Source organism: Trichococcus sp. (genome assembly GCF_049684335.1).
In the GTDB taxonomy this organism is placed as follows: Bacteria; Bacillota; Bacilli; order Lactobacillales; family Aerococcaceae; genus Trichococcus.
Genome location: NZ_JBAVFV010000012.1, coordinates 167,779 through 189,570, shown reverse-complemented (window position 1 = coordinate 189,570; position 21,792 = coordinate 167,779). Strand labels below are relative to the sequence as shown.

The following is a 21,792-nucleotide window of genomic DNA, read 5'->3' as shown; positions in this document are numbered from 1 at the left end:
AAGGAAGATAAATGAGAATCAACAGAAATTGGCGCTACACTGTCATCGGCATCCTGATCGCAGTGGTGCTGTCAGCTTGCTCCGGCTCGGATGAACAGACGGAAACGGAGGAGTCGGAGAGAGCTTCGGCGAATTCGGCTATCGAAGCGGTGACTTCAGAAGACGCAGCGGTGGTTCAGCCGGAAGAGCCGGAGCCGTTGGTGTATGAAGGGGACCTGGAACTTCCCGTCAACGGGGCGACTGGCTATGCCTCGGTACTGATGGACCTGAAGGTGAGTGCTGATACCGAGTCCGAGACGATTTCGGCCTTGGAAGCGGGAACCGCTTTTGAGGTGGTGGAGGAAGTGGGCGATTGGTGGTATATCCAGACCGCGGCTGAATCAGGATGGGTGCAACATCTTTATTGTTTCATCAATATTCCGGACGTGATCCCTTCCATCATTTATGATAATACCAACACGTACGCATCCAAGTTCATTTCTTCCGGAAAAACGATCCCTGGCATAACAGGAGTGGCGCTTTATGACGGGAAAGCATACAATATGCGTCTGGGTAAGGTATCCGATATCGTGCCGGTGCTTTACAGCATGTCAAAGAAAATCAATTTAGCGCAACAAGTCGCCTTAGCGGAGGGAAACACATTGGTCATCTATGAGGGGTATCGTCCTTATTCCGTCCAACAGATGACGGTGGCTGCTTTGACGAATCTAGCTGCAGAAGATCCTGAAGTGATGGCTGGAATCAATACCCATCCTTGGGACACCAACTGGTTCATTGCGACAAACGTTTCGAATCATCAGATGGGTTATGCTATCGATGTCACTCTGGCGAAAATAACGGAACAGCAGGAAATCGTCATCGGCGATTATGCCGCGACCGCCGTAACGGGCTACACGGAATATACGATGCCGACAGCCATCCATGAATTGAGCATGGCCTCGGCTACGTTCACCGGACCGGTCAAATCCAGCTCGCCGACCGCTTGGCTCCAAGCCACCTTGGCTGATACGATGAATGAGGCAGCCATCCTCCTGCAGCGCTATAGCACGGATGCCGGCCTTACTCCGTTGGCTTCGGAATGGTGGCATTTCAATGATCTCGATGCGCGTTTCGCCACCGAGGGGAACAGCAGTAAAGGCGAATACGTTTTGGATGCAACGATGAGCGAGGCACCGGAAGCGGCCGAATGATGAATAGGCAATGACAGAAATGAACATAAAAAGAGGCACAATCGAATTTTTTTCGATTGTGCCTCTTTACTTACTATAATGTGCTGAATCTTGATGGTCCCTACTGGGATTGAACCAGCGACCCCTACCATGTCAAGGTAGTGCTCTCCCGCTGAGCTAAGGAACCGATAGACAGATGAATCACCTGCTCGTGTATTTGATTATAACATATTTGCGTGATAAGTGAAGAGGGAAATTAAAAAAAATGAGGAACGAATAAGGCATGCATTCCATCAGACAACAAGGTATACTGGAAAAGGATAATTGAAAAGGGAAATTTGGAGGCTAATTATGGACAACAATGATATATTGATCCGCTTGCGCTATGCGCTGGACATCAAAGATGCGGATATGGTGGAAGTGTTCCGCTTAGGCGGGCTCGAATTGACGAAGGAAGCAGTACAAAAGATGTTGCTGAAATCGAAAAAAGATGAAGCAACGGAGGTTAGTGAGGCAGGAGCAGCTTCAGGCGATGAGCAACTGTTATGCGACAATGCGACACTGGAATCGTTCTTGAACGGACTCATAACTTCCCAACGTGGTAAACCGCAAGCGAAGCCTGGCGAAACGGAAACAAAGCCGAAATTTGTATTGAATAACGGGAACGTCAACAATTTGATGCTGAAGAAAGTCAAAATAGCGCTGAATTTTACGACCGAAGACATGCTTGAAATCCTCGAATCGGCAGGCGTCACCTTGTCAAAGAGCGAATTGAGCGCTGTTTTCCGCAAAGAAGGGCACCGCAATTACAAGCCTTGCGGCGACCGCTACGCACGGAATTTCCTGAAAGGGTTGGCGCTTCGCTACCGCGGATAAGCTTGACTTGAGCATAAAATCCGTCTGACGCGTTCGGCGGCGTTGGCGGGTTATTCCCGTGGGTCCCCATAGCCATTCGCACTCAACACCAAGCAAAAAGAGCTTCCCTGTGGATAGCTCTTTTTGCTTGGTGTCATTTCGAATACAACAGGAAAGCTTTCGGCACCGGTGCGCTGAAGCGGACGAGTTCGCCGGTTGCAGGATGGATGAATGCGAGTGTGGTAGCGTGCAGTCCTAAGCGTTTCATGGGATTGGTGTGGGCACCGTATTTCTTGTCTCCGGCAACCGAATGGCCCAAGGATTCCATGTGGACGCGGATCTGGTTCTTCCGGCCGGTCTCCAATTGCACCTCCAAGAGCGAATATTCTTTGTTTGCTCGGATCTTGCGGTAATGGGTCACGGCATGTTGGCCGCCGTTGTCTTTCGGACTGGAATGGACCTTCATGGCTTTGCTCTCGGTCAGCCATGAGGAGATGGTGCCGGCCTCATTCTTGATCTCGCCCTCGACAAGAGCGGTATAGATGCGTTCTTTGACGAGCTCCTTCCAACCATTTTGCAGCTTCTCTTTCAGCTCTTCGGATTTTGCGAACAGCATGACGCCGGAGGTATCCCGGTCCAGACGGTGCACGACAAATATCCGGTTCGCTTTGTTGTCTTCTTTGACGTAGTGGCTCAATTGGCGATAAGCGGTCGGTTCTTTTGGATCGTCGGTTGCCATCGATAACAGGCCGGCATCCTTATTGATCACGATGATCGATTCATCCTCAAACAGGATTTTGAGGCCTGATAGGGATGTTTTTTTGATGGCTTCCTTGTTTGCCAAAATTCCGACAGTCTGTCCGGGCTCCAAAGGGTGGTTGTGTTTGGTGGTGGCCTTGCCGTCGACCGTCACTTGTCCGCGGGTAAGGATCGATTTGACCGAATTTCGGCTTTGTTTGCTGAGGATCTGCAGCAAAAAGGGCAACAATTCGCTCGGTTCGGTCACGGGGTATTGCGTAACCCCTTTTGTGGACGGGGTTTTTTGGGGTTCTGCAGCCTTGTCCTGACGATTGCGTTTATTATTGATGGGTCTTTGCTGGTTTGTTTTTTTCATATCGTTCGCTCCTGACTCTGTTCGCCGCCTGAGTATCGCGGTCGTCTCTTCTGAAGTATAACAGAAAACAGAGCATCCATCCCGCATAATCAGGACAAAAACGCAGCAAGTGGCATATAATTGGGACAGAAGAAGCAAAAGGAAGCGAGGGAGCAATCATGGACCATATCAGCATCATCGGCGCCAAGGAAGGGAATCTGAAGAATATAACCGTGGATTTGCCCCGGAACAAATGGATCGTCCTCACAGGGGTATCCGGTTCAGGGAAAACGACGCTGGCGATGGATGTGCTCTATCAGGAATGCCAGCGCCAATATCTGGAGGCGATCGGCTACCAAGGGATCCGCAAACCGAACATCGATGCGATCCGCAATGTGTCTCCCGCTATCCAAATCCAGCAGCAAGCCTACAATAAAAATCCGCGTTCGACTGTGGGAACGGTCACGGACATCTATACCGATCTGCGGATGCTGTTCGAGAAGTTGAGCACGAGGGACTGCCCGGCTTGCGGGAAGGAATTCAGTTCGGCAGAGTGCCGCGAGGAAACCGAAAAGACCGCCGATGACTTCAAGGTGTTCCAGTATTGTCCCCATTGCGATCAGCGGATGGAGAAGCTGACCCGCACCCATTTTTCCTACAACACCCGAGAAGGCGCCTGCGCAAATTGCCAGGGTATGGGGGAAGTGCTGACGATCGATGAGAAGCGGGTGCTCCATGAAGAGCTGGCGCTAGATGAGGGCGCGGTCTTTTTTTGGGGAAAACGCTACCGGGATTACCAGCTAGAGTCGCTGGTTGCCGCTAGTGAGCATTACGGGATTCCGCTGAAAACAAATGTGCCCGTGAAGGACTTTACGCCGGCACAGCGCGTGCTGTTGCTGCAGGGGGCCGAAAGTGAAGCGGTGCGCCGGCTATACCCGGCTGTACCTGTGGCCCGTACGGTAGCGGAAGGCCGCTTTGAAGGGGTGTTGCCGAACCTTTGGCGCAGAATGGCGGATCAAAAAGGGGCCTCCAAACTCAGGGAAGCCTACTTTGAATCGGTTATCTGCCCGGAATGCCATGGGGAAAGACTGAATAAACTGAGCAGGAGTGTGACGGTTAACGGGACCCGCTTGCCTGAATTGTCTACGTCATCATTGATCAACCTCACGGATTGGATCAGCGGACTTGATGCAAACCTGAAACAATCGGAGCAACTAATGGTGGGCGTCTATGTGGCGGATCTGAAGACCAAACTGAAACGGATCCTGAAGTTGGGATTAGGCTATCTGTCGCTCGACAGGCAGGCGATGACACTGTCAGGAGGGGAAGCGCAGCGTCTGCGGTTGGCGGCTGTCCTCGATTCGGATCTCACGGGTGTCATCTACATCCTGGATGAACCGACAATCAGCCTGCACCCGAAAGATACCGAAGGGCTGCTGACTGTGCTGCGGTCGCTGAGGGATAAAGGCAATACGGTGCTCGTCATCGAACATGACACAGCCGTCATGGAGGCTGCGGACTACCTGATCGATATCGGTCCTGGAGCGGGAAAATACGGGGGCGAAGTTATCGCGTCGGGAACGCTACAGCAAATCAAAGATCAAGCGACATCCGTCACCGGTGCCTACCTGAACAGCAAGCCGGAACCGCGCGAACTTTTCCGCAAAGGAACAGGGGATGCCATCGAGGTGATCCAAGCTGACAAGCATAACCTCCGGAATCTGACAGTCCGTTTCCCCGTCGGCTGCCTCATTTGTGTCACCGGTGTATCGGGTTCCGGAAAATCGACGCTCGTGTTCGATGTGCTGGCGAAAGGGGACAAGGACCAATCGCAGGAACCAAATCAAGTGAGCGGAACCGGCTCATTCGACCGGATCGTCATTGTGGAACAGGCACCCCTCACCCGTATGAAGCGTTCGAATGTCGCGACCTATTCGGATGCCTATACGGAAATCCGGAAAATCTTCGGCCGGCAGCAGACTGCCATCGAAAAGGGAATGACCGCCAATCACTTTTCCTTCAATGTGAAAGGGGGGCGCTGCGATCATTGCGAAGGGTTGGGAGTCGTCACAAACAACCTGTTGTTTTTTGAAGATCAGGAAGTTCCTTGCCCTGTCTGTTCGGGCAAACGCTTCAAGGATGAGGTCCTGTCCGTGACCTACCGTGGCTATTCGATCACCGCAGTGCTGGGATTTTCGGTTGAGGAAGGCGCGGAACTGTTTGCGGATTCGCCCAAAATCAGTGCCATCCTGAATCTCCTACAGGAGGTCGGTCTCGGCTACCTCGAGCTTGGCCAGACGACAACGACTTTATCCGGCGGCGAAGCGCAACGGCTCAAGTTGGCAGTGGAACTCCTCGCAAATCAGGGGAAAAAGAATCTGTATCTGATCGATGAGCCGACTACCGGCCTGCATCCGCTAGATGTGGAAAAGTTCCTGAAATTATTGGATCGGATGGTCGATTCCGGCAGCACGGTGGTCGTTGTGGAACACAATCAACAGATCATCGGAGCGGCTGATTGGATCATCGACCTTGGTCCGGGAGGCGGGGATGCCGGAGGTAGGATCATTGCGGAAGGAACGCCATCCGACATCCGGAAAAACCCAAATTCGGTGACGGGAAAATTCATTTGAATCTGCAAAAGTGAAAATGATTGACATACGCCGGGAAAATCGCTATCTTATTAGAAAGCGATGAGGAAATGAAGGGGAGGCAGAACCATGCAGAAGATGATGTGTTGTATGTGCGGATGTAAGAAACATGCAGGAATATTCTTATCATCTTTTGATCTCCACAACCGGGCGTTTTTACCGGTTCTGTAAAGGGGATTATGGGGCAGATTGTGCATCCGCATCCAAGTGAAGCGCTGAAATGATGATGAATACTCGTGCATGTGTGTTTTGTTGACGCGCATGCACTTTTTTTGTGGAATTGATGGGAACCCATCGGAAAATAGAGCGAGGTGGCAATAATATGAATCTGCAACAATTGCGATATGTCATAACAGTGGCGAAATACGGCACTTTTCGGGAGGCCGCAAGGCAATTATATATGGCGCAATCCAGTCTGTCGTCAAGCATCAAAGACTTAGAGGAAGAATACGGCATCCAGATTTTCGAACGTTCCAAAAAAGGGATCGAAATAACCAAAGAAGGGGCTATGCTCTTGGAGTTTGCCGATCAGATTGTGGCCCAAGCGGACCAATTGGATTACCGTTATTTGTTTGCAACCGAAAACAGACGACTGTTTTCCGTTTCGAGCCAGCATTATGATTTTGCTTCGGAAGGATTTGCTCGACTGGTTTCGGAAAAGAAAGACGAATCATTGAATTTCCGTTTCCTGGAGACGAGCACCTCTAAAGTGATGGAAGACGTACGGGATGCCGTCAGCGAAGTCGGCTTCATCTATCTGAACGACTTCAATGGGAAAGTCATCAGGCAGCATCTCGACGCGTTTGATCTGAAATTCGATCCGCTGATCGCGTTCCAACCGCATGTATTCCTCAGCGAGTTCCATCCGTTGGCGAAGAAGAAGAAAATAAGGCAGGAGGAACTCCATCCGTACCCCGTCATTTCCTTCGATCAAAGTAAAAACAGCACGCTGCAGTTGATGGAGGAATCGATTCAGGTCGATCAGAATGCTCAGCGGATCAGTGCAAGCGACCGCGCGACTGTATTGAATCTGTTGTCCGTGACGAATGGGTACTTGGTTGGTTCCGGTCTCCTGAAATCGAACACGCAGGATCATATCGTCGTTGTGCCCATGGATGTCGATCAAAAAAACACCATCGGCTTCATTTATTCAAAAGAGCGGCCGCTCAGCACAATCTCCAAACGCTACATGGAAATCGTGAGGGAACTGTTGAAAGGGGATCAACGCATCGAGTTGACTTCTTCTGAAGACTGAGTCAAATAGACAAAAAGGCCATCCACAATAGGCGAGTTCTCCCGTTGTGAATGGCCTTTTTGTATAGGAAACAGGTTAATTGTAAACGAAAAATAGGGAGTCATTCTGCAAAAAGATTATCGATATTCATCCGCAGCACGCGATCGATGCTCGGATTGCCGTGGTCGCGATAAGGATACGCCCCGGATTCAAAGAGGATGTAGAGATGCTTTCCATCCACGACAATCTGCTCCATATAGGAAGGCATCGTGATTTCGGTATTCGCATTTTTGTCCGTGAAATCTTCATTTTCCTTAAGACGATCAAAGGAAAGCAGGGTTGAGTCTTTTTCCCGGCCAGCAGAGCGGGACAGCATCAGCTTTTCCTGATAAAAAGCCAGTCCTTGGATCTCTTTGCCGATTTTGTCGACGTCGTCAGGAGAGGCTTCTTCCGTGCTTTTTCCTATATCGAGCGTATGGACTTCCTTTCCGTCCTCATTTTCTTTTGTGGAGATCAGGTAGCGGTGCATGACGCTTATATCCTCCTCATCGAAATGAGCCACGTACAGGTCATCGCCATGGACTGTGATGGTCGAAGCGCGTTTGATTTCAGGCAAGTCGATGTTGTCTGTGTAAGCGATCGGTTCCGGTGAGGCTGCGAAATCATAGGCTTCGATGTCCGCCAACGACAGCGTGATGACTTGCGCAGTGTCGTCTTTTTCTGAAGTGACCCAGAGCAGATCGTGGTTCGTGTCGAAGGCGATTCCGCCCGCATGCGGGATGCCGTACAACACGATTTCCTTGATGAAGGAACCGCTCTTCTTGTCCAACATATAGATGACGGAATTGTGTTCTTTGGTCTGGCAATAGGCCGAAATGAACAGATAATCTTTGTTGACGGCCAAACCTTGCGGCGTCATCGTTGTGCAGATTTCTTCCTCTTCGTGTTCATGATGGAGCGTCAAAGTGGCATCCATTCCCGGGATGATGAAAATGTTCTCTCCAAGTTCGACGTCTTCCTCTTCAAAAGCCGCTTGGTAAAGTTCAGGATAGTCGGACAGTCCCTCCATTAGTTCATCCAATGAGCCGAGGCTGGCTTCTGTGTTCGTTTCTTCAGCAAAAGCCACCCGTTCGATCTTGCCGTTCTTTGTGAGGAGGCCGAGCGTGACCACGCCCGTCGTGATGAAGCCGATCAGTGCGAGGCTGATGACTCTCTTTTTCTTTTCCACAGTATCACTTCCCGAGTTGAATATTTAAATGAGCCGTTCAGCTTTTCTAATATATTACTACAGGAGTGGATAAGCGACTAACGAAAAGCTTCCGGCCACGCTTATTCCTGATAGGATTTGAGTACTTCCTGAAGCGGGATTTTGGCGATTTTCCGCCTGCTTATGTAGGTGCCGGCGAAGAAAATGAGAATCAAAATCAACAATGTCTCCAGCAGGAAAATAGGTCTGTACTGCAGCGGCAGGATGACGCCGTATTCCTCCGTGAAGAACCGCATCATCAGGTTAAGTATACCCAAAGCAATGGGAATACTGATCAGATAGGAAATCAAAGCATAAAAGAAATAGCTGTTCAAAATCATCGCATTGACTTCCCGGCGTGTATAGCCCATCACTTTGAGCAACGAAATCACATAGTAATTTTTTTCGACGGTGAAGGAAGTGAGTACGAACAGGATGCTCGCTGCGATGATTGCGGATCCTCCGATCATGACGTTCGAGATGAACTGGGTGTAGTTGGACATCGCCTTCGATTGTTCGATGAGCCCGGACTTGCTGATGATCGTGCTGTAGTAGACATCGGACGGCTTTCGGCTGGCATAGATGCCGCTGTAAAGGCGCGAAGTGCTGTTTTCCGACAACATATTGCTGAGCTTTTCGATGTTCAGGTACACCTTGTCGGAAATGTATTCATCGGTCACGCCTTTGACAAGGAAGGGGAAAGTGTCGTCGTTCACTTCCAGGCGGATGGTATCGCCTTCTTCAACACCGAGCTTGATGCTGAGCCGTTTCGTGATCACGGCACCGTTCTGGATGTTTACGGTGATGTCATTGCCTTCCTCATCATACAGGCTGTAAAGTTTGTTTCGTGAAGACAGTCCTTGCAGCGATACAACGTTGTCGTCCAGCGAGGCGAAGGGATAGATGAGGAATTTTTCGTCGCCGGGCCGGGTTTCGGGCAGTCTTTCTGTGACGTCGAGATAGGCCTCATACTCGTAGTCGACCTTATTCAGATAGTCGACAGTCATCCGATCGACCATGCCGCCCATCATGAAGGAAAAGCTCATCAGGATCGTCGAGAACATGATGCCCAGAAAGAAAATGAAGAAGCTGCCGGTGCTCTTGATGGCATGCAGATATTTGAATTTTGTGCTCCCTTTAGCATTGGAAAGGACCCGGCTGAGGTACCGGCCGATCCGGTTGATCGACTTGCCCTCATGCGGCTTCAGCAGTTCCAAGGCATTCTCGCTGAGGATCCGGTAGATGATGATCCAGGAAACAAAGGAGAAGAACAGGAGCGGCACCAGGATCGCAGTAGCGAAGACGGTGAAACTCTGGGCGATCTTGACTTGGGGTAGGAGATAGAAATCCAGATACAATTTCTTCAACGGCTCGGAATAGAACGATCCGATGAAGTAACCCAGGATCAGCATAAGGGCGGCGAAGACCATCATCGCGACGAAGTAGGGCCGGGCTATTTCCGAACGGCGGTAGCCGAGCGCCTTGTGGATGCCAATCTGGCCTCTTTCGGCATGGAGCAGGTTGTAGATCAGAATCGATACGATGATGACGGCGATGGCCGCGATGAAGATACTGAGTCCCAGGGCCATGACTTTTCCTTGGGTGAGTTCATCATAGATGGCGCCGCTCCTCATGCTGGTCTGCGTATCCGCAATCTGGCTGACGAAAGGCAGCGCATCTTTGTCGTAGGTCGTGTCTATGCTTTCCCCGGTCAAGTTCATGCCGGCCAAACGGAAACTCTCTTTGTCGTCGAAGTTTTCATATTCTTTATCGGACATGAGCAACAGTGTCTGCAGCCCGGTATCCAAGTTGAAGGTTTCATCGAACATGGGAAGGGTGTAATCCGGGAAAAGCACAAAGCCCGTCACGCGGTAGCTTTTATTTTTGATGATAAGTGCATCCCCGATGGAGAGGCCGTTCTTGTCGGCATAGACTTTTGTCAAGGCGACTTCGTTGTCGGCCGAGGGTTTGCGGCCTTCCTCGATATAGGATAGATTGATTGTTTCGCCATCCTTCACGAGCAGCGCTTTATGCGACTGCCCTTGGTAAGTGTAGGACGTTTTTTTGTATTCCCTCAGTTCGAGGCTGACATCGCGATAGCGCGCTTCAAAGTCAGCGATCCTGTTTTCCATGAGCTTGTAGAAAGTGGCAGGCTCGACTTTTTTGATGTCGCTGAGCGAGTAGAAGCCTCTGGCCAACAGCGTGGCCGCTATGGGGTAAGCCGCCTCTTCCAGCGTGACCCGGTTCAACATCTCAACGGCAAAATCCTCCTGGTTGTAATCCGCCAAGTACGCTTCCGTCGGTTCTTCGATGCCGCTCAGGCCGTAGAACATCATGGTGTAGGTGGCGGAACTGAGGATGATGATGAAGCCGATGGCAACCAGCTGCATCCATTTTTTCCGCAAGGTTTTGATGACATTTTTCAGCAGCATGATCCGCACCTCCCCCTATCCCCAAGAGATGTCCTGGGCATTCTTTTTGACTTCGTTGAGGCTGACTTCCGTGATTTGACCGGAGTTCATCTTGATGACCTTATCCGCCATTTCGGCAATGCCCAGATTATGGGTGATGACGATGACGGTTTTGTTGTAGTCCTCGTTCAGCTCCTGCAGCAACTGCAGAATCTTTTTCGAATTTTCTTCATCCAGCGAGCCGGTGGGTTCGTCGCAGAAGATGATATCGGGATTCTTGGCAAGGCTCCTGACGATCGAAACCCGTTGCTGCTCCCCGCCAGAGAGTTGGCTGGGATATTTGTTGCGGGCTTTTTCCAGGCCGACCTTTTCAAGCAGATCCCCTATGTCGAGCGGAGAAGTACCGATATCCGATCCGATCTGGATGTTTTCGTAGACGTTCAGGTTCTGTAATAGGTTGTATTGCTGGAAGATGAAGCCTAGATGTTTCCTTCTGAAGGCTGTCATCTCCTCTTCATTCAAATTTGTCAGCGTTTCGCCCCTGAAGGTGATCTCACCCGAAGTGACGGTGTCCAAGCCGCTGATGACGTTCAGGAGCGTGCTCTTGCCGCTGCCGCTGGGGCCGAGGATGACGACAAACTCCCCTTCTTCGATTGTGAGATTGACGTCTTTCAGGGCATACGTTTCCACATCACCGCTTTTGTAAGTCTTCGTCACGTTGATCATCGTAATCATCACAAACACTCCTTTGAAACCGCTTCAATCAATTCAAGTATATTTGTGTCGGGAAATTTTGTCAAAAAATTGAGGATACTGCTGTTTCTGCAAAACTGCTGGAATCTGCCCAAGGAAAGGACATCCGAAAATCAATATGTATGCGCTAACAATATCTTAACAGAAGTATCATCCGATATGGTAAAATTGAGATACCGAAATAACGGAAGCAACTGGAGTATCCGAAAATTGCGCGAGGGGGTCTTCTTTATGGGGAAGTTAAAAGCTATCATATTCAAATCAAAAAAATCGATCATTGTCACTGCGGTTATTCTGTTGACTGTGCTGGCTGGAGGAGGGGGTGCCTACTGGTGGTATCAGAATGCCCAAGTCCAGGAAGTAGCGTTGCAAACGGCCTGGAAAGGCCAGTTGGCGAAGTATGTGCCGATAACCGGAGATATCGAAGCGAGCAGCAGGAGCAGCCTTTATCCCTCACCTGTGGCCAAGATTGTCGAAGTGTTGGCGGTGGAGGGGCAGTCTGTCAAGAAAGGCGAAGTGTTGGCGAGGATCGATTCGACCGAATATCGTACCCAATTGGATAAGCAGACCATCAATCTTGCGAATGCAGAGGCAACGCTGGCTTATCTTTCCGGGAGCAGCGCAGAAATGGACAAGACTTCATCACAGAATGCGGTGAGTCAAGCGGGGATTGCGCTGGAAACAGCCCAATCCAACTACAGTGCGGCGCAAGGGAATCTGGATGACATCAATACGCTCAATGCAAATGCAGTCAACCAGGCGAAGATAGCCCTGGAGAACGCCCAGTCTAATTATGCCGCGGCAAACTCCAATCTATCGGCGCGGGGAACGCTCTACGACAATGCTGTGAGCCAAGCTCGAATAGTCTTGGAGAGTGCCCAATCGAACGTTGCCGCATTAGCGGATAAACTGCATAACGTCGAAATAGCCAACGCGAACGCGGTAGGCCAAGCCGAACTGACTTTGGAAAATGCAAAGGCGCATTACTGGATCGCAAAAAAGAATTTGGATGATCTGGAAAATGTCCTGAAGGAAGCCCAATGTGCATTGGAGACTGAGAAAACAACCTATGAGAGTGCAAAACTGAATCTGGACATCGTCAAAGCTTTGTATGACGCTGATCCGATTCTGTATGCCGTGGACTATCAGTTGGCGCAGCAGGCTGTTGTCGCTGCCGAAACGGCTGTATGGAATGCCGAACTGGCTTTGGACAGCGCTGAAATGAGCTATCAAGCCGGCCATGATACGGCGAAATTGGCGGTGATCGATGCTGAAACGGCTGTCCGCAGCGCAGAAATCGCGTTATCGAATGCCAAAAATGCAGCGGATGCCGAATATGCTGCAGCCGCAAAGGCAGTTTCGGACAGCGAGGCAGCCGTGAGCAACGCGGAAATTGCCCTTTCGAACGCCGAAAACGCGGGTTCCCTTGAATATGCAGCAGCTGAAAAGGCCGTCAGCGACAGTGCAGCCGCTGTCCGCAACGCGGAAATCATCCTCTCGAATGCCAGAAGCGGCGCGGCCGTAAAGTATGAGGCGGCAGTCAAGGCGATCAGTGATGGCGAAAAAGCCGTCCGGAGCGCGGGCATCGCGCTTTCGAATCTGAACACCACGGCAACCTTTTCAACCGCAACTGCGGAAGAACGGATTTCCAATCAGGCGGACCAAATCGCTCTCCTGAAGACGGATATCGCCTACTTGAACAAAAAAATCGAGGAGTGCGATCTGAAAGCCAATGTCGACGGCATCGTGACGAAGATGGATGTCGTGGCGAACGAATACCCTAAGGCTGGCGATGCCATCATCATCGACGGGGCGACTGAATATATAGTCAGTCTAGCAGTCAGCCAGTTTGACAGCGTAAATATGCGCGTAGGCCAGAAGGTCAAAGTTAAGGTGAAAGGGGTCGCTGAAGAATATGAAGGAGTTGTCTCGGAAATCGGCCAATCTGCGGAAAAATCCGCGACCTCCGCAGATCAGGATGCAAAAGTTGCGGTAAAAGTCACAATCACCGATCCTGATGAAAACATCAAGGTAGGCTACGAAGCCGATGCGGAAATCATCACGGTCGAAAGGCTCGGTGCCCTGCGCGTGAACTTTGAGGCCGTCCAAATCGAAGCAGACTCGGGAAAAGCCTATGTGTATGTGGTGGATAGCGGGAACAGAGTCGAAAAAAGGTACATCGAAACCGGGCTGGAGACCGAATATGACATCGAAGTAGTGGATGGTCTGGTTGAAGGGGAACGATATGTTGCTGATCCGAACAAGGATATTTTATCCGGTGTGAAGGTCAAGGACAGTGATATTGCCGATTGACGGACGTTCCGCAAGAAGGACGGGTATTTTGGAGCAGGGGGAGCGGAAATCCGGAGTTCCGCTCTTTTGCGTACTTCGGACAATACCTTTTCACTACAATGCAGATAGCGTATAATGGAAGAACGGAATCAGGCGCAGCGCAATCGGCCTGAGGAATGGATCAACACTAATAAATAATGATCAGAAAGAGGATTTTACCATGTCGAAGTTAGGTTTGCAGCTCAGCCCGGCAAACAGCGAAAGCAAATGTTGGGTGGCGGAAATTACCGGGGCGGACGAAGTGTACATTTTAAAAAGGGACTTCATCCCAGCCGAACCGGAAGGCGGATGGGTCCTCTACGATGGTTGGTACCAACTGAACGGGGCGGTGCCCGGCGTTACGGAATTCAAAAAAGAATATATTCGCATCAAGGACGGAAAAGTCAGAAGAAACCTTCCATTCCGGGAACTCGTCGAAAGCCTGGATGAAATAAAAGCAGGTGAAGGTCCCCGTGTCGAAAGGATGCGCAAGGAAATCATCGCCATTTTGGATGAAATAAAAGAAGCGGCCTACTGTGAGCCGGTAGTAGAAGGCATCGAAAAACAAAAGGAAGACCTGGATATGGCGGATGAGCCGGATCAGATCAAAAATGCGCTTTATATGCTGAAAAAACAAAAACAGTCCTATATCCAGCAATACCGAAAGATGTTTAACTTATAAGAATCGGAATTATTCGGAATGAAAACAATAAAAATGCATGAAAATAATCGTGTTTCCGGTATAATCTTATTTTAATGAAAAGAATGAAAGGCGGTGGAAGCATGATCAGAAAAGCAACGCCAGCGGATCTGCCCGCAATCATGGAAATCATCAATGAGGCGAAAGTCACTCTAAAGGCGTCCGGCATCGATCAATGGCAAAAAGGGTATCCGAACGAAGCAGTCATTCTTCAGGATATCAACGGAGGATACAGCTATGTATACCTGCGGGATGGCGTTCCGGGGGCAACTTTTGCGTTTTTTTACGGTGAGGACCCTACCTATAAAGTCATCACCGAGGGCCAATGGCTGACGGATAATCCTTACAGTGTCATCCATCGCATCACGATCAAAGACGCATTCCGTGGCCAGGGCGTTCTTGGGGAAATCGTCGAATGGGCTGCGGATGAATCTCGTAAAAAAGGCTATTCCAGCATGCGTATCGATACGCACCCTGACAACAAAAGCATGCAGCGTGCCCTGCAGAAATCCGGGTATGCGTACTGCGGTCACATCCTGACGAGCATCAGCGATATGCGTTGGGCATATGAAAAAGTTCTCTAAAATAATTGTGGATATGCGAAAAGGATTGCGCCCGGACCTAGCGGTGCAATCCTTTTCGCATGGAATCAAGCATCTGATTGATAAAACCGAAGGAGCGAAGCAAAGGATGAATCTGCAAATAAAAAACTTACCGTTGAACGAGGAATTGATCCAGACAGTACTCCGTTGGGAAAATGACCCGGCTATTTCACCGTTCATCACCCCGCACTATGATGAAGAAAGCGAATTGCCTTTGGTGACGGAAGAGGGCGTCCGCGAAAGCCTCAGCAATCCGGACAAGCGCAATTATTTCATTTGCGTAGATGACAAGCCGGTCGGAATCGCGTCGATCATCCGCGACTTTCCTGTCCTGCTGAAGAAGGACGGAAAAACAGCTTGGCTGGGCATCTATATCGGAGAACCGGATTGGCGCAGTAAGGGCATCGGCAAAACGGTCATGGCCCTGTATGAAGAAGAATGCCGGAGGCTCGGCTATCAGCGCATCGAACTGGGGGTCTTTTCCCACAATGCGGGCGCAATCAGATTGTACGAAAGATCCGGCTTCACACAGATAGGCGTCATCCCTCACTTCACCTATTCCCAAGGCGAATGGCGCGACGACATCCGGATGGAAAAGATCCTCAGTTCCGTTCAAGGATAACCCCCATGCGGAAATCTTTTGAAGGGAGGAAAAACAACGGATGAAAAAAGGATTGTTGGTTAGAAAAAAAGCGATATTCTTGATCTTGTTTGCGGCGTTGTTGGGGATGCTGACGCTATTCAGCTACCATAACTACGCGTGGTACGAAGAACCGATCGCCAAAATCATTGCAGCGGAAGCTGTTGGAACCGATGAAACGATCGGCGCAGGTCGGGAAAGCTATCCCGTATACAACCAAAAACTGATGGCTGTACTGATGAACGGGGAGTCGAAAGGGATGCAGGTCGTGATAGAAAACAACTATTCCGACTCACTTGCCTATAGCCAGATGTACCGTTCAGGCGATGAAGTTTTCCTTTCACTTAGCGAGAGTGCTTCGGGTGCCATGACAGGTAAAATTTCCGGAGTAAAGCGGGATAAATATGTTGTCCTTTTTGGATCCTTGTTTCTTTTCGTGCTTGTGGCGGTAGCGGGGAAAAAAGGCCTGCTTTCTCTCGTCAGTATTGCAGGGAACATTTTGCTCTTCAGTGTCGCCTTGGACAGCTATGAAATTGCAGATAACGCACAGTTATTATGGATCAGCAGTGCTGCAGTGATTGGATGGACCGTCCTGACGCTCCTCTTGGTCAGCGGCAGAAACAGAAAGACTTACGCAGCCATCCTTTCCACTTTGATAGGAACATTCATGACTTTGATAATCGCCTACGGAGTCATTGCTTGGACGAACGGGCAGGGCCTGCGCTATGAGGAAATGCAGTTTGTGACGCATTACCCGCGGCGCATCTTCCTGTCGAGCATTCTGATCGGCTCGCTGGGTGCTGTGATGGATGTCGCCATCACGATGACCGCAGCCATCCAGGAACTGTATGAAAAAGACCCTGCGATATCCGCCGGAGCCTTATTGCGGTCCGGACGCGAAATCGGCAAGGACATTATGGGGACGATGGCGAATGTGCTGCTTTTTGCCTATGTCAGCGGAGCAATTCCGACGCTCGTATTTTATTTGGAGAACGGCTCCGATGTGTTCCATACCTTTTCGATGCAATTATCTTTGGAAATCACCCGGGCCTTGGCGGGCAGTATCGGTATCGTCTTGACAGTGCCATTAGCAATGTTTACAGCTGTCCGTCTGATTCCGAAGAAAGCAGGTGATCGTCCATGAGCGTGCAGTTGGTAATGGCGCTGTTGCTTGTGCTGCTGATGGGGGCGGTGGGCGGCAGACGAGGGATTTCTTCGTTCCTGTCTTTGTTTTTCAATTTTGCGGTCCTCTATGTATTGGTGCTGCTGTTGATCAACGGCTTTCCTGCTCTTTTTGTTACCTTGCTGGCTTGTTCGGTGGTCAGCTACATCAATTTATTTTACATAAACGGCGTGAACATCAAAACTAAGGCGGCTTTTATCGCCACGATTGTCACAACGGTTTTCTTGCTATTGTTGATCGTTTTGGTGCATCGGCTTGCGATGATCCAAGGCTTCGGTTCCGAGGAAGTGGAGGAGTACACCACACTTTCCTTTTTTGTGAATGTGGATTTTGTCCAAATCGGTATTTGCACGATGATAACAGGAACGATATCGGCCATCACGGATACGGCCATCTCCATTTCCTCCTCGTTACATGAAGTTCATCACCGCAATCCGCAGTTGAGCGAAAAGGAATTGTTCCGGTCAGGGATGACGATCGGCAAGGACATCATAGGAACGACGACGAATACGCTGTATTTTTCATTCATCGGCAGTTATCTTGCTCTTTTCCTATGGTTCAGGGATCTGTCCTATTCTTTTGGGGAGGCGTTGAACGCAAAGGTGCTTGTCTCGGAAGTCCTCTCCATGTTCGTCATCGGCATTGGAGTGACCGGAATCATCCCGCTCACCGCCTGGGTCACAGCACGCATGCTAGTGAACAAATCATCGCAGGCTTAAATACGTATTGCCAATCAAAGAAAATACTCTATAATTGTTAGAGTTGAAATCAAAGCGTTACGGATGAGTCAGCTGAAGCAGTTTTGCATCCTGAAAGAGGCGCGTAACGGCACAAGTATACAGATACACCATTCAGATATTGGAGGAAAACAGATGAAAAAAATCGGCTTTGATCCACAGAAATACATTGAAGAACAATCGAAATATATCCTGGAACGGGTCAACAATTACGATAAATTGTATCTTGAGTTCGGAGGCAAACTGATCGGTGACAAACACGCGAAACGCGTATTGCCAGGGTTCGACGAAGATGCCAAAATCAAATTGCTGCAGAAATTGAAGGACCAAGCGGAGATTTTGATTTGTGTGTATGCAGGCGATATCGAACGCAACAAGATTCGCGGCGACTACGGCATAACCTACGACATGGATGTCTTTCGCCTAATCGATGAGCTGAGGGAGTACGGATTGGCCGTCAACAGTGTTGTCATCACGCGCTACAATGGACAGCCGGCCACGAAAGTATTCATCAACAAACTCGAAAAACGCGACATCAAAGTCTATACCCATGGCGCCATCGAAGGCTATCCTTCCAACATCGAAACGATCGTCAGCGAAGAGGGCTTCGGTCAGAACACGTACATTCCGACGACGAAACCGATTGTCGTCGTGACCGCTCCAGGTCCAGGCAGCGGCAAGTTGGCGACCTGCCTGAACCAGCTGTACCACGAGCGTCGTCAAGGGCGCGCGGCCGGTTACTCCAAATTCGAGACTTTCCCGGTATGGAATGTTCCTTTGAAGCACCCGCTGAATATCGCCTATGAAGCAGCAACGGTCGATCTGAAGGACGTCAACATGATGGACAACTATCATTTTGAGACCTACAACGAAGTAGCGGTCAACTACAACCGCGATCTGGAGACTTTCCCGGTCATCAAACGCATCATCGAGCGCATCACCGGCAAGGAATCCGTCTACCAATCACCGACTGACATGGGCGTGAACCGAGTAGGCTTCGGCATCACCGACGATGAAGCAATCCGGGAAGCGTCGAAGCAGGAAATCATCCGCCGTAGCTTCGACACGGAATGCGACTACAAGAAAGGCCTGAGCGATGAAGAAACGCGCAACCATATGCGCCTGATCATGGAAGAGGTCGAATTGAAGCAAGAAGACCGGGCTCCCGTCAAGCCTGCCCGCGAATATGCGAAGCGTTTGATGAAACACGCTGTGGACAACGAAATTCCTGCGGTCATCGCTTTCGAACTGAACGATGGACGGATTATCACTGGCAGAACTTCCGATCTGATGGATGCCTGTTCGTCCGCCATCCTGAATGCGATCAAAGCTTTGGCGAACATTTCCGACGACATCCTGTTGCTGTCCCCGGTCATTCTAGAGCCGATCAAAAAGCTTAAGAGCGAAGGCTTGCATAAACGCATCCCGACCTTGACTGCGAATGAAATACTGATCGCCTTGTCCATTTCAGCGGTCACAAACCCGACCGCCCAGCTGGCCTATGATAAACTTTCCGAGCTGAAGGATGTCCAGGCTCATTCGACTGTCATCCTGAACAAAGATGATGATCAGATTCTTCGGAACCTTGGCCTCGACATCACTTGCGATCCGGTTTACCCGTCGGAAAATCTATATTACGTTTAATAGAGTGTGATGATTCGCGGATAGAAATCCGGATGCTTGCGCTCGAATGTTTACCCTGAGAGATGGATAACTTGATGTTATTCATCTTTTTTTGTGTGTTCGGTGTCGAAAAGATGGATAACTTTTTGGAATCCATCTTTTCAGTATGTGTTCGGTGTCAAAAAGATGGATATCTCTTGATTATCCATCTTTTCTCCGTAAACCAGAGCTTATTGGTCTTCAAAATGGATGCCCCGGGGACCGACCGAGGTGGAGAAGACGACCTGGGTGTAGGTCTTGCCGAATTGCTGCAGTTCCCCGATGAAAGTATCCAATTCATTCGTCGTCGGAAAGGCGACTTTCAGCAGCATCGAGAATTCTCCGGTCACGCAGTTGCATTCCAGCACATTCGGGATGCTGTCCACGAAAGGATAAAAAACCGGCTTTTGCTTAGGATCGACCTCCAGATTGATGAAAGCCTTGATATTATAGCCCAGCGTCTGCAGGTTCACATGTGCGCCATAATCTGTGATAACGCCGTTCCTTTCCAACTGGGCGATCCTTGCTGAAATCGCAGGAGAAGACAAAAAGGTGGCCTCACCGATTTCCTTCAGGGAAGCCCGCGCATTTGTCTGTAAAATGTTCAAAATTTGCTTATCGATTTTATCCATCAGAGGCTCCTTTCCAAGTTCTTGTGTGCTCAGTATTCTTAAGATTCTATATCAGACTTACTAAGGGAAGCAAACGAATGCTGACATGACTTAAGAAAAGAAAGTTACATTGGAAATAGCGTGTGATTCTTCTGCGGAAATATCGAATATGCAGGTTTTGTTCGCAATTTCCTTTGAGCTGTTTCATTCAATTTGCAGGGGTGGTATTGTTTGGACTATGAATTACAGAAAAAATTTCAGGGGGCAAACAGAGATGAACATGAGAATTGAAGCAGACTCGATCGGAACGTTAGCAGTACCCACAGAAGCGTATTATGGTGTGCAATCGTCGCGTGCAAAGGAAAATTTCTCCATCACAGGCACGAAGCTGCATCCAGAATTGATCAGCAATCTGGCGCGAATAAAGAAAGCAGCAGCTGTTGTGAACGCTCAGTCGGGTAACCTGACAGTCGGAAAAAAGGATGCGATTGTCCAAGCCTGCGACGAAATTGTGGCGGGATATTTTCATGAAGCTTTCATCGTGGATGCCATCCAAGGCGGTGCCGGGACTTCGGCCAATATGAACGCCAATGAGGTCATCGCCAATCGCGCCATCGAAATATTGGGCGGGAGAAAGGGCGACTACCGCATCGTTCATCCGAATGACGATGTGAATCTGTGTCAATCCACCAACGATGTCTTCCCGACTGCAGGAAAGATGACCGTCCTGCAACTTCTACCGGAGCTGATTGCCGAACTTGAAAAGCTGGAGAGCGCGTTGGGCGAGAAGGCTAAAGAATTCGCCGGGGTCATCAAAATGGGGCGGACGCAAATGCAGGATGCGGTTCCGACTACGTTGGGGAGAACGTTCCAGGCTTATCAATCCTTCGTCAAAAGGGATATTCGCCACCTCATGAATGCTTCAGAAGAAATGAAGAGCATCAATCTTGGCGGGACCGCAATCGGCAATGCCATCAATGCGACGCCGGAATACGTGGAAAACATAACTGCTCTCGTGAGCGAGGAAGCGGGGATCGCTTTCACGCAGGCGGAGGATCTTTTCGATGCGACCCAGAATGTTGATGGTTTCGTCAGGGTGTCGGCGGCCATCAAGACGGCAGCAGTGAACTTGTCGAAGATGAGCAATGATTTGCGCTTATTGTCGAGCGGCCCCCGAGCGGGAATAGGTGAAATTAACTTGCCTGCCAAGCAAAACGGCTCTTCGATCATGCCGGGGAAAGTGAATCCGGTGATACCCGAAGTCGTTTCGCAAGTAGCTTTCCGCGTGATTGGAAACGATCTGACCATCACTATGGCTGCTGAATCCGGGCAGTTGGAGCTGAATGCCTTCGAGCCGATCATTTTCCATTCGTTGTTTGAATCGATTGATTGCTTGACGCATGCGGTCACTACGCTGACTGTCAACTGCATCCAAGGCATCCAAGCCAATGAGCTGGCCTGCTACAAACAGGTGGAAGAGAGCGCCGGCATTGCGACTGCTCTCTGCCCGGTGATCGGCTACCAAAAAGCCAGCGCAATAGCTAAAGAATCACTGAAGACAGGCAGAACGGTCAGGGAATTGGTGCTTGAAAAAGGACTGTTCTCGGTTGAGGAAGCGGACAGCATCCTTGATCTCAAACGCATGGCCGGCATACCGGCGGAGCTAATCTCGCTGGCAAGCAAGGCTGTATAATTGAATTGAAGGGACCGCCAGAAAGCCTGACAGGTTGATTCAAGGCTTTCTGGCAGTTCCAAATTTGTAATCCTAAAAAAATAGCAGCAGTTTTCGAATCGAGCTTCATCGGCCGAAAGCGGGATTATCTAATCATTTTATAATTGTATTCCCTAACTATTATTGCTAAAATAAGCGAAGCAAAGTCCTTTAAACTAATCCTGAGAGATTAAAAAGGGTAA

At 49.8% G+C, this 21,792-nt stretch carries 17 protein-coding genes and 1 tRNA gene; 12 read left to right on the top strand and 6 right to left on the bottom strand.

Annotated features, from left to right (window positions below):
• Positions 1–11 precede the first annotated feature (11 nt).
• Complete coding sequence (locus WBM30_RS02965) at positions 12–1,190, top strand: hypothetical protein (protein ID WP_424899299.1); 1,179 nt, start codon at positions 12–14, stop codon at positions 1,188–1,190.
• A gap of 94 nt (positions 1,191–1,284) precedes the next feature.
• Here the strand turns inward: WBM30_RS02965 and WBM30_RS02960 are convergent.
• A tRNA-Val gene (locus WBM30_RS02960) sits at positions 1,285–1,356 on the bottom strand.
• Between the two features lie 164 nt (positions 1,357–1,520).
• On the opposite strand from WBM30_RS02960, the gene WBM30_RS02955 reads away from it, so the two are divergent.
• Positions 1,521–2,045, top strand: coding sequence for a DUF1456 family protein (locus WBM30_RS02955; RefSeq protein ID WP_424899298.1), 525 nt, complete (start codon positions 1,521–1,523; stop codon positions 2,043–2,045).
• 133 nt (positions 2,046–2,178) lie between these two features.
• Here the strand turns inward: WBM30_RS02955 and WBM30_RS02950 are convergent, their stop codons facing one another.
• Positions 2,179–3,138 (bottom strand): RluA family pseudouridine synthase, encoded by a 960-nt coding sequence (locus WBM30_RS02950; RefSeq protein WP_424899297.1) that lies wholly within the window; start codon positions 3,136–3,138, stop codon positions 2,179–2,181.
• Positions 3,139–3,296: 158 nt separating this feature from the next.
• Between WBM30_RS02950 and WBM30_RS02945 the strand changes: the two genes are divergently transcribed.
• Entirely contained in the window at positions 3,297–5,750 is a 2,454-nt protein-coding gene (locus WBM30_RS02945) for an ATP-binding cassette domain-containing protein (protein ID WP_424899296.1), read from the top strand.
• Positions 5,751–6,090: 340 nt separating this feature from the next.
• Complete coding sequence (locus tag WBM30_RS02940; RefSeq protein WP_424899295.1) at positions 6,091–7,023, top strand: LysR family transcriptional regulator; 933 nt, start codon at positions 6,091–6,093, stop codon at positions 7,021–7,023.
• 100 nt (positions 7,024–7,123) lie between these two features.
• On the opposite strand, the gene WBM30_RS02935 is transcribed toward WBM30_RS02940, so the two are convergent.
• The 3 genes from WBM30_RS02935 to WBM30_RS02925 form a co-directional block, all read right to left on the bottom strand.
• A complete protein-coding gene (locus tag WBM30_RS02935) occupies positions 7,124–8,230 on the bottom strand; it encodes a YncE family protein (protein ID WP_424899294.1) in 1,107 nt (368 codons plus the stop codon).
• A gap of 101 nt (positions 8,231–8,331) precedes the next feature.
• Entirely contained in the window at positions 8,332–10,680 is a 2,349-nt protein-coding gene (locus WBM30_RS02930; protein ID WP_424899293.1) for an FtsX-like permease family protein, read from the bottom strand.
• 15 nt (positions 10,681–10,695) lie between these two features.
• A complete protein-coding gene (locus WBM30_RS02925) occupies positions 10,696–11,394 on the bottom strand; it encodes an ABC transporter ATP-binding protein (protein ID WP_424899292.1) in 699 nt (232 codons plus the stop codon).
• Positions 11,395–11,643: 249 nt separating this feature from the next.
• Between WBM30_RS02925 and WBM30_RS02920 the strand changes: the two genes are divergently transcribed.
• The 7 genes from WBM30_RS02920 to WBM30_RS02890 all read left to right on the top strand — a co-directional run bounded on the left by WBM30_RS02920 (position 11,644) and on the right by WBM30_RS02890 (position 19,249).
• Positions 11,644–13,725, top strand: coding sequence for an HlyD family efflux transporter periplasmic adaptor subunit (locus tag WBM30_RS02920; RefSeq protein WP_424899291.1), 2,082 nt, complete (start codon positions 11,644–11,646; stop codon positions 13,723–13,725).
• A gap of 199 nt (positions 13,726–13,924) precedes the next feature.
• Positions 13,925–14,425, top strand: a complete 501-nt coding sequence (locus WBM30_RS02915) for a hypothetical protein (RefSeq protein WP_424899290.1) — start codon at positions 13,925–13,927, stop codon at positions 14,423–14,425.
• Positions 14,426–14,526: 101 nt separating this feature from the next.
• Positions 14,527–15,027 carry a GNAT family N-acetyltransferase gene (locus WBM30_RS02910; protein ID WP_272161196.1) on the top strand — a complete coding sequence of 167 codons (501 nt, stop codon included), beginning with the start codon at positions 14,527–14,529 and terminating at the stop codon, positions 15,025–15,027.
• A gap of 106 nt (positions 15,028–15,133) precedes the next feature.
• Entirely contained in the window at positions 15,134–15,667 is a 534-nt protein-coding gene (locus WBM30_RS02905) for an N-acetyltransferase family protein (protein WP_424899289.1), read from the top strand.
• 40 nt (positions 15,668–15,707) lie between these two features.
• Positions 15,708–16,829 (top strand): YibE/F family protein, encoded by a 1,122-nt coding sequence (locus WBM30_RS02900; RefSeq protein ID WP_424899288.1) that lies wholly within the window; start codon positions 15,708–15,710, stop codon positions 16,827–16,829.
• Positions 16,826–17,587, top strand: coding sequence for a YibE/F family protein (locus WBM30_RS02895; RefSeq protein ID WP_424899287.1), 762 nt, complete (start codon positions 16,826–16,828; stop codon positions 17,585–17,587). Before WBM30_RS02900 ends, WBM30_RS02895 begins: the two co-directional genes overlap by 4 nt.
• Before the next feature lie 153 nt (positions 17,588–17,740).
• Entirely contained in the window at positions 17,741–19,249 is a 1,509-nt protein-coding gene (locus WBM30_RS02890) for a DUF1846 domain-containing protein (protein ID WP_424899286.1), read from the top strand.
• Between the two features lie 209 nt (positions 19,250–19,458).
• On the opposite strand, the gene WBM30_RS02885 is transcribed toward WBM30_RS02890, so the two are convergent.
• Positions 19,459–19,899, bottom strand: coding sequence for an Lrp/AsnC family transcriptional regulator (locus WBM30_RS02885; protein WP_086626717.1), 441 nt, complete (start codon positions 19,897–19,899; stop codon positions 19,459–19,461).
• Between the two features lie 253 nt (positions 19,900–20,152).
• Between WBM30_RS02885 and WBM30_RS02880 the strand changes: the two genes are divergently transcribed.
• Positions 20,153–21,571, top strand: coding sequence for an aspartate ammonia-lyase (locus tag WBM30_RS02880; protein WP_424899285.1), 1,419 nt, complete (start codon positions 20,153–20,155; stop codon positions 21,569–21,571).
• Positions 21,572–21,792 lie beyond the last annotated feature (221 nt).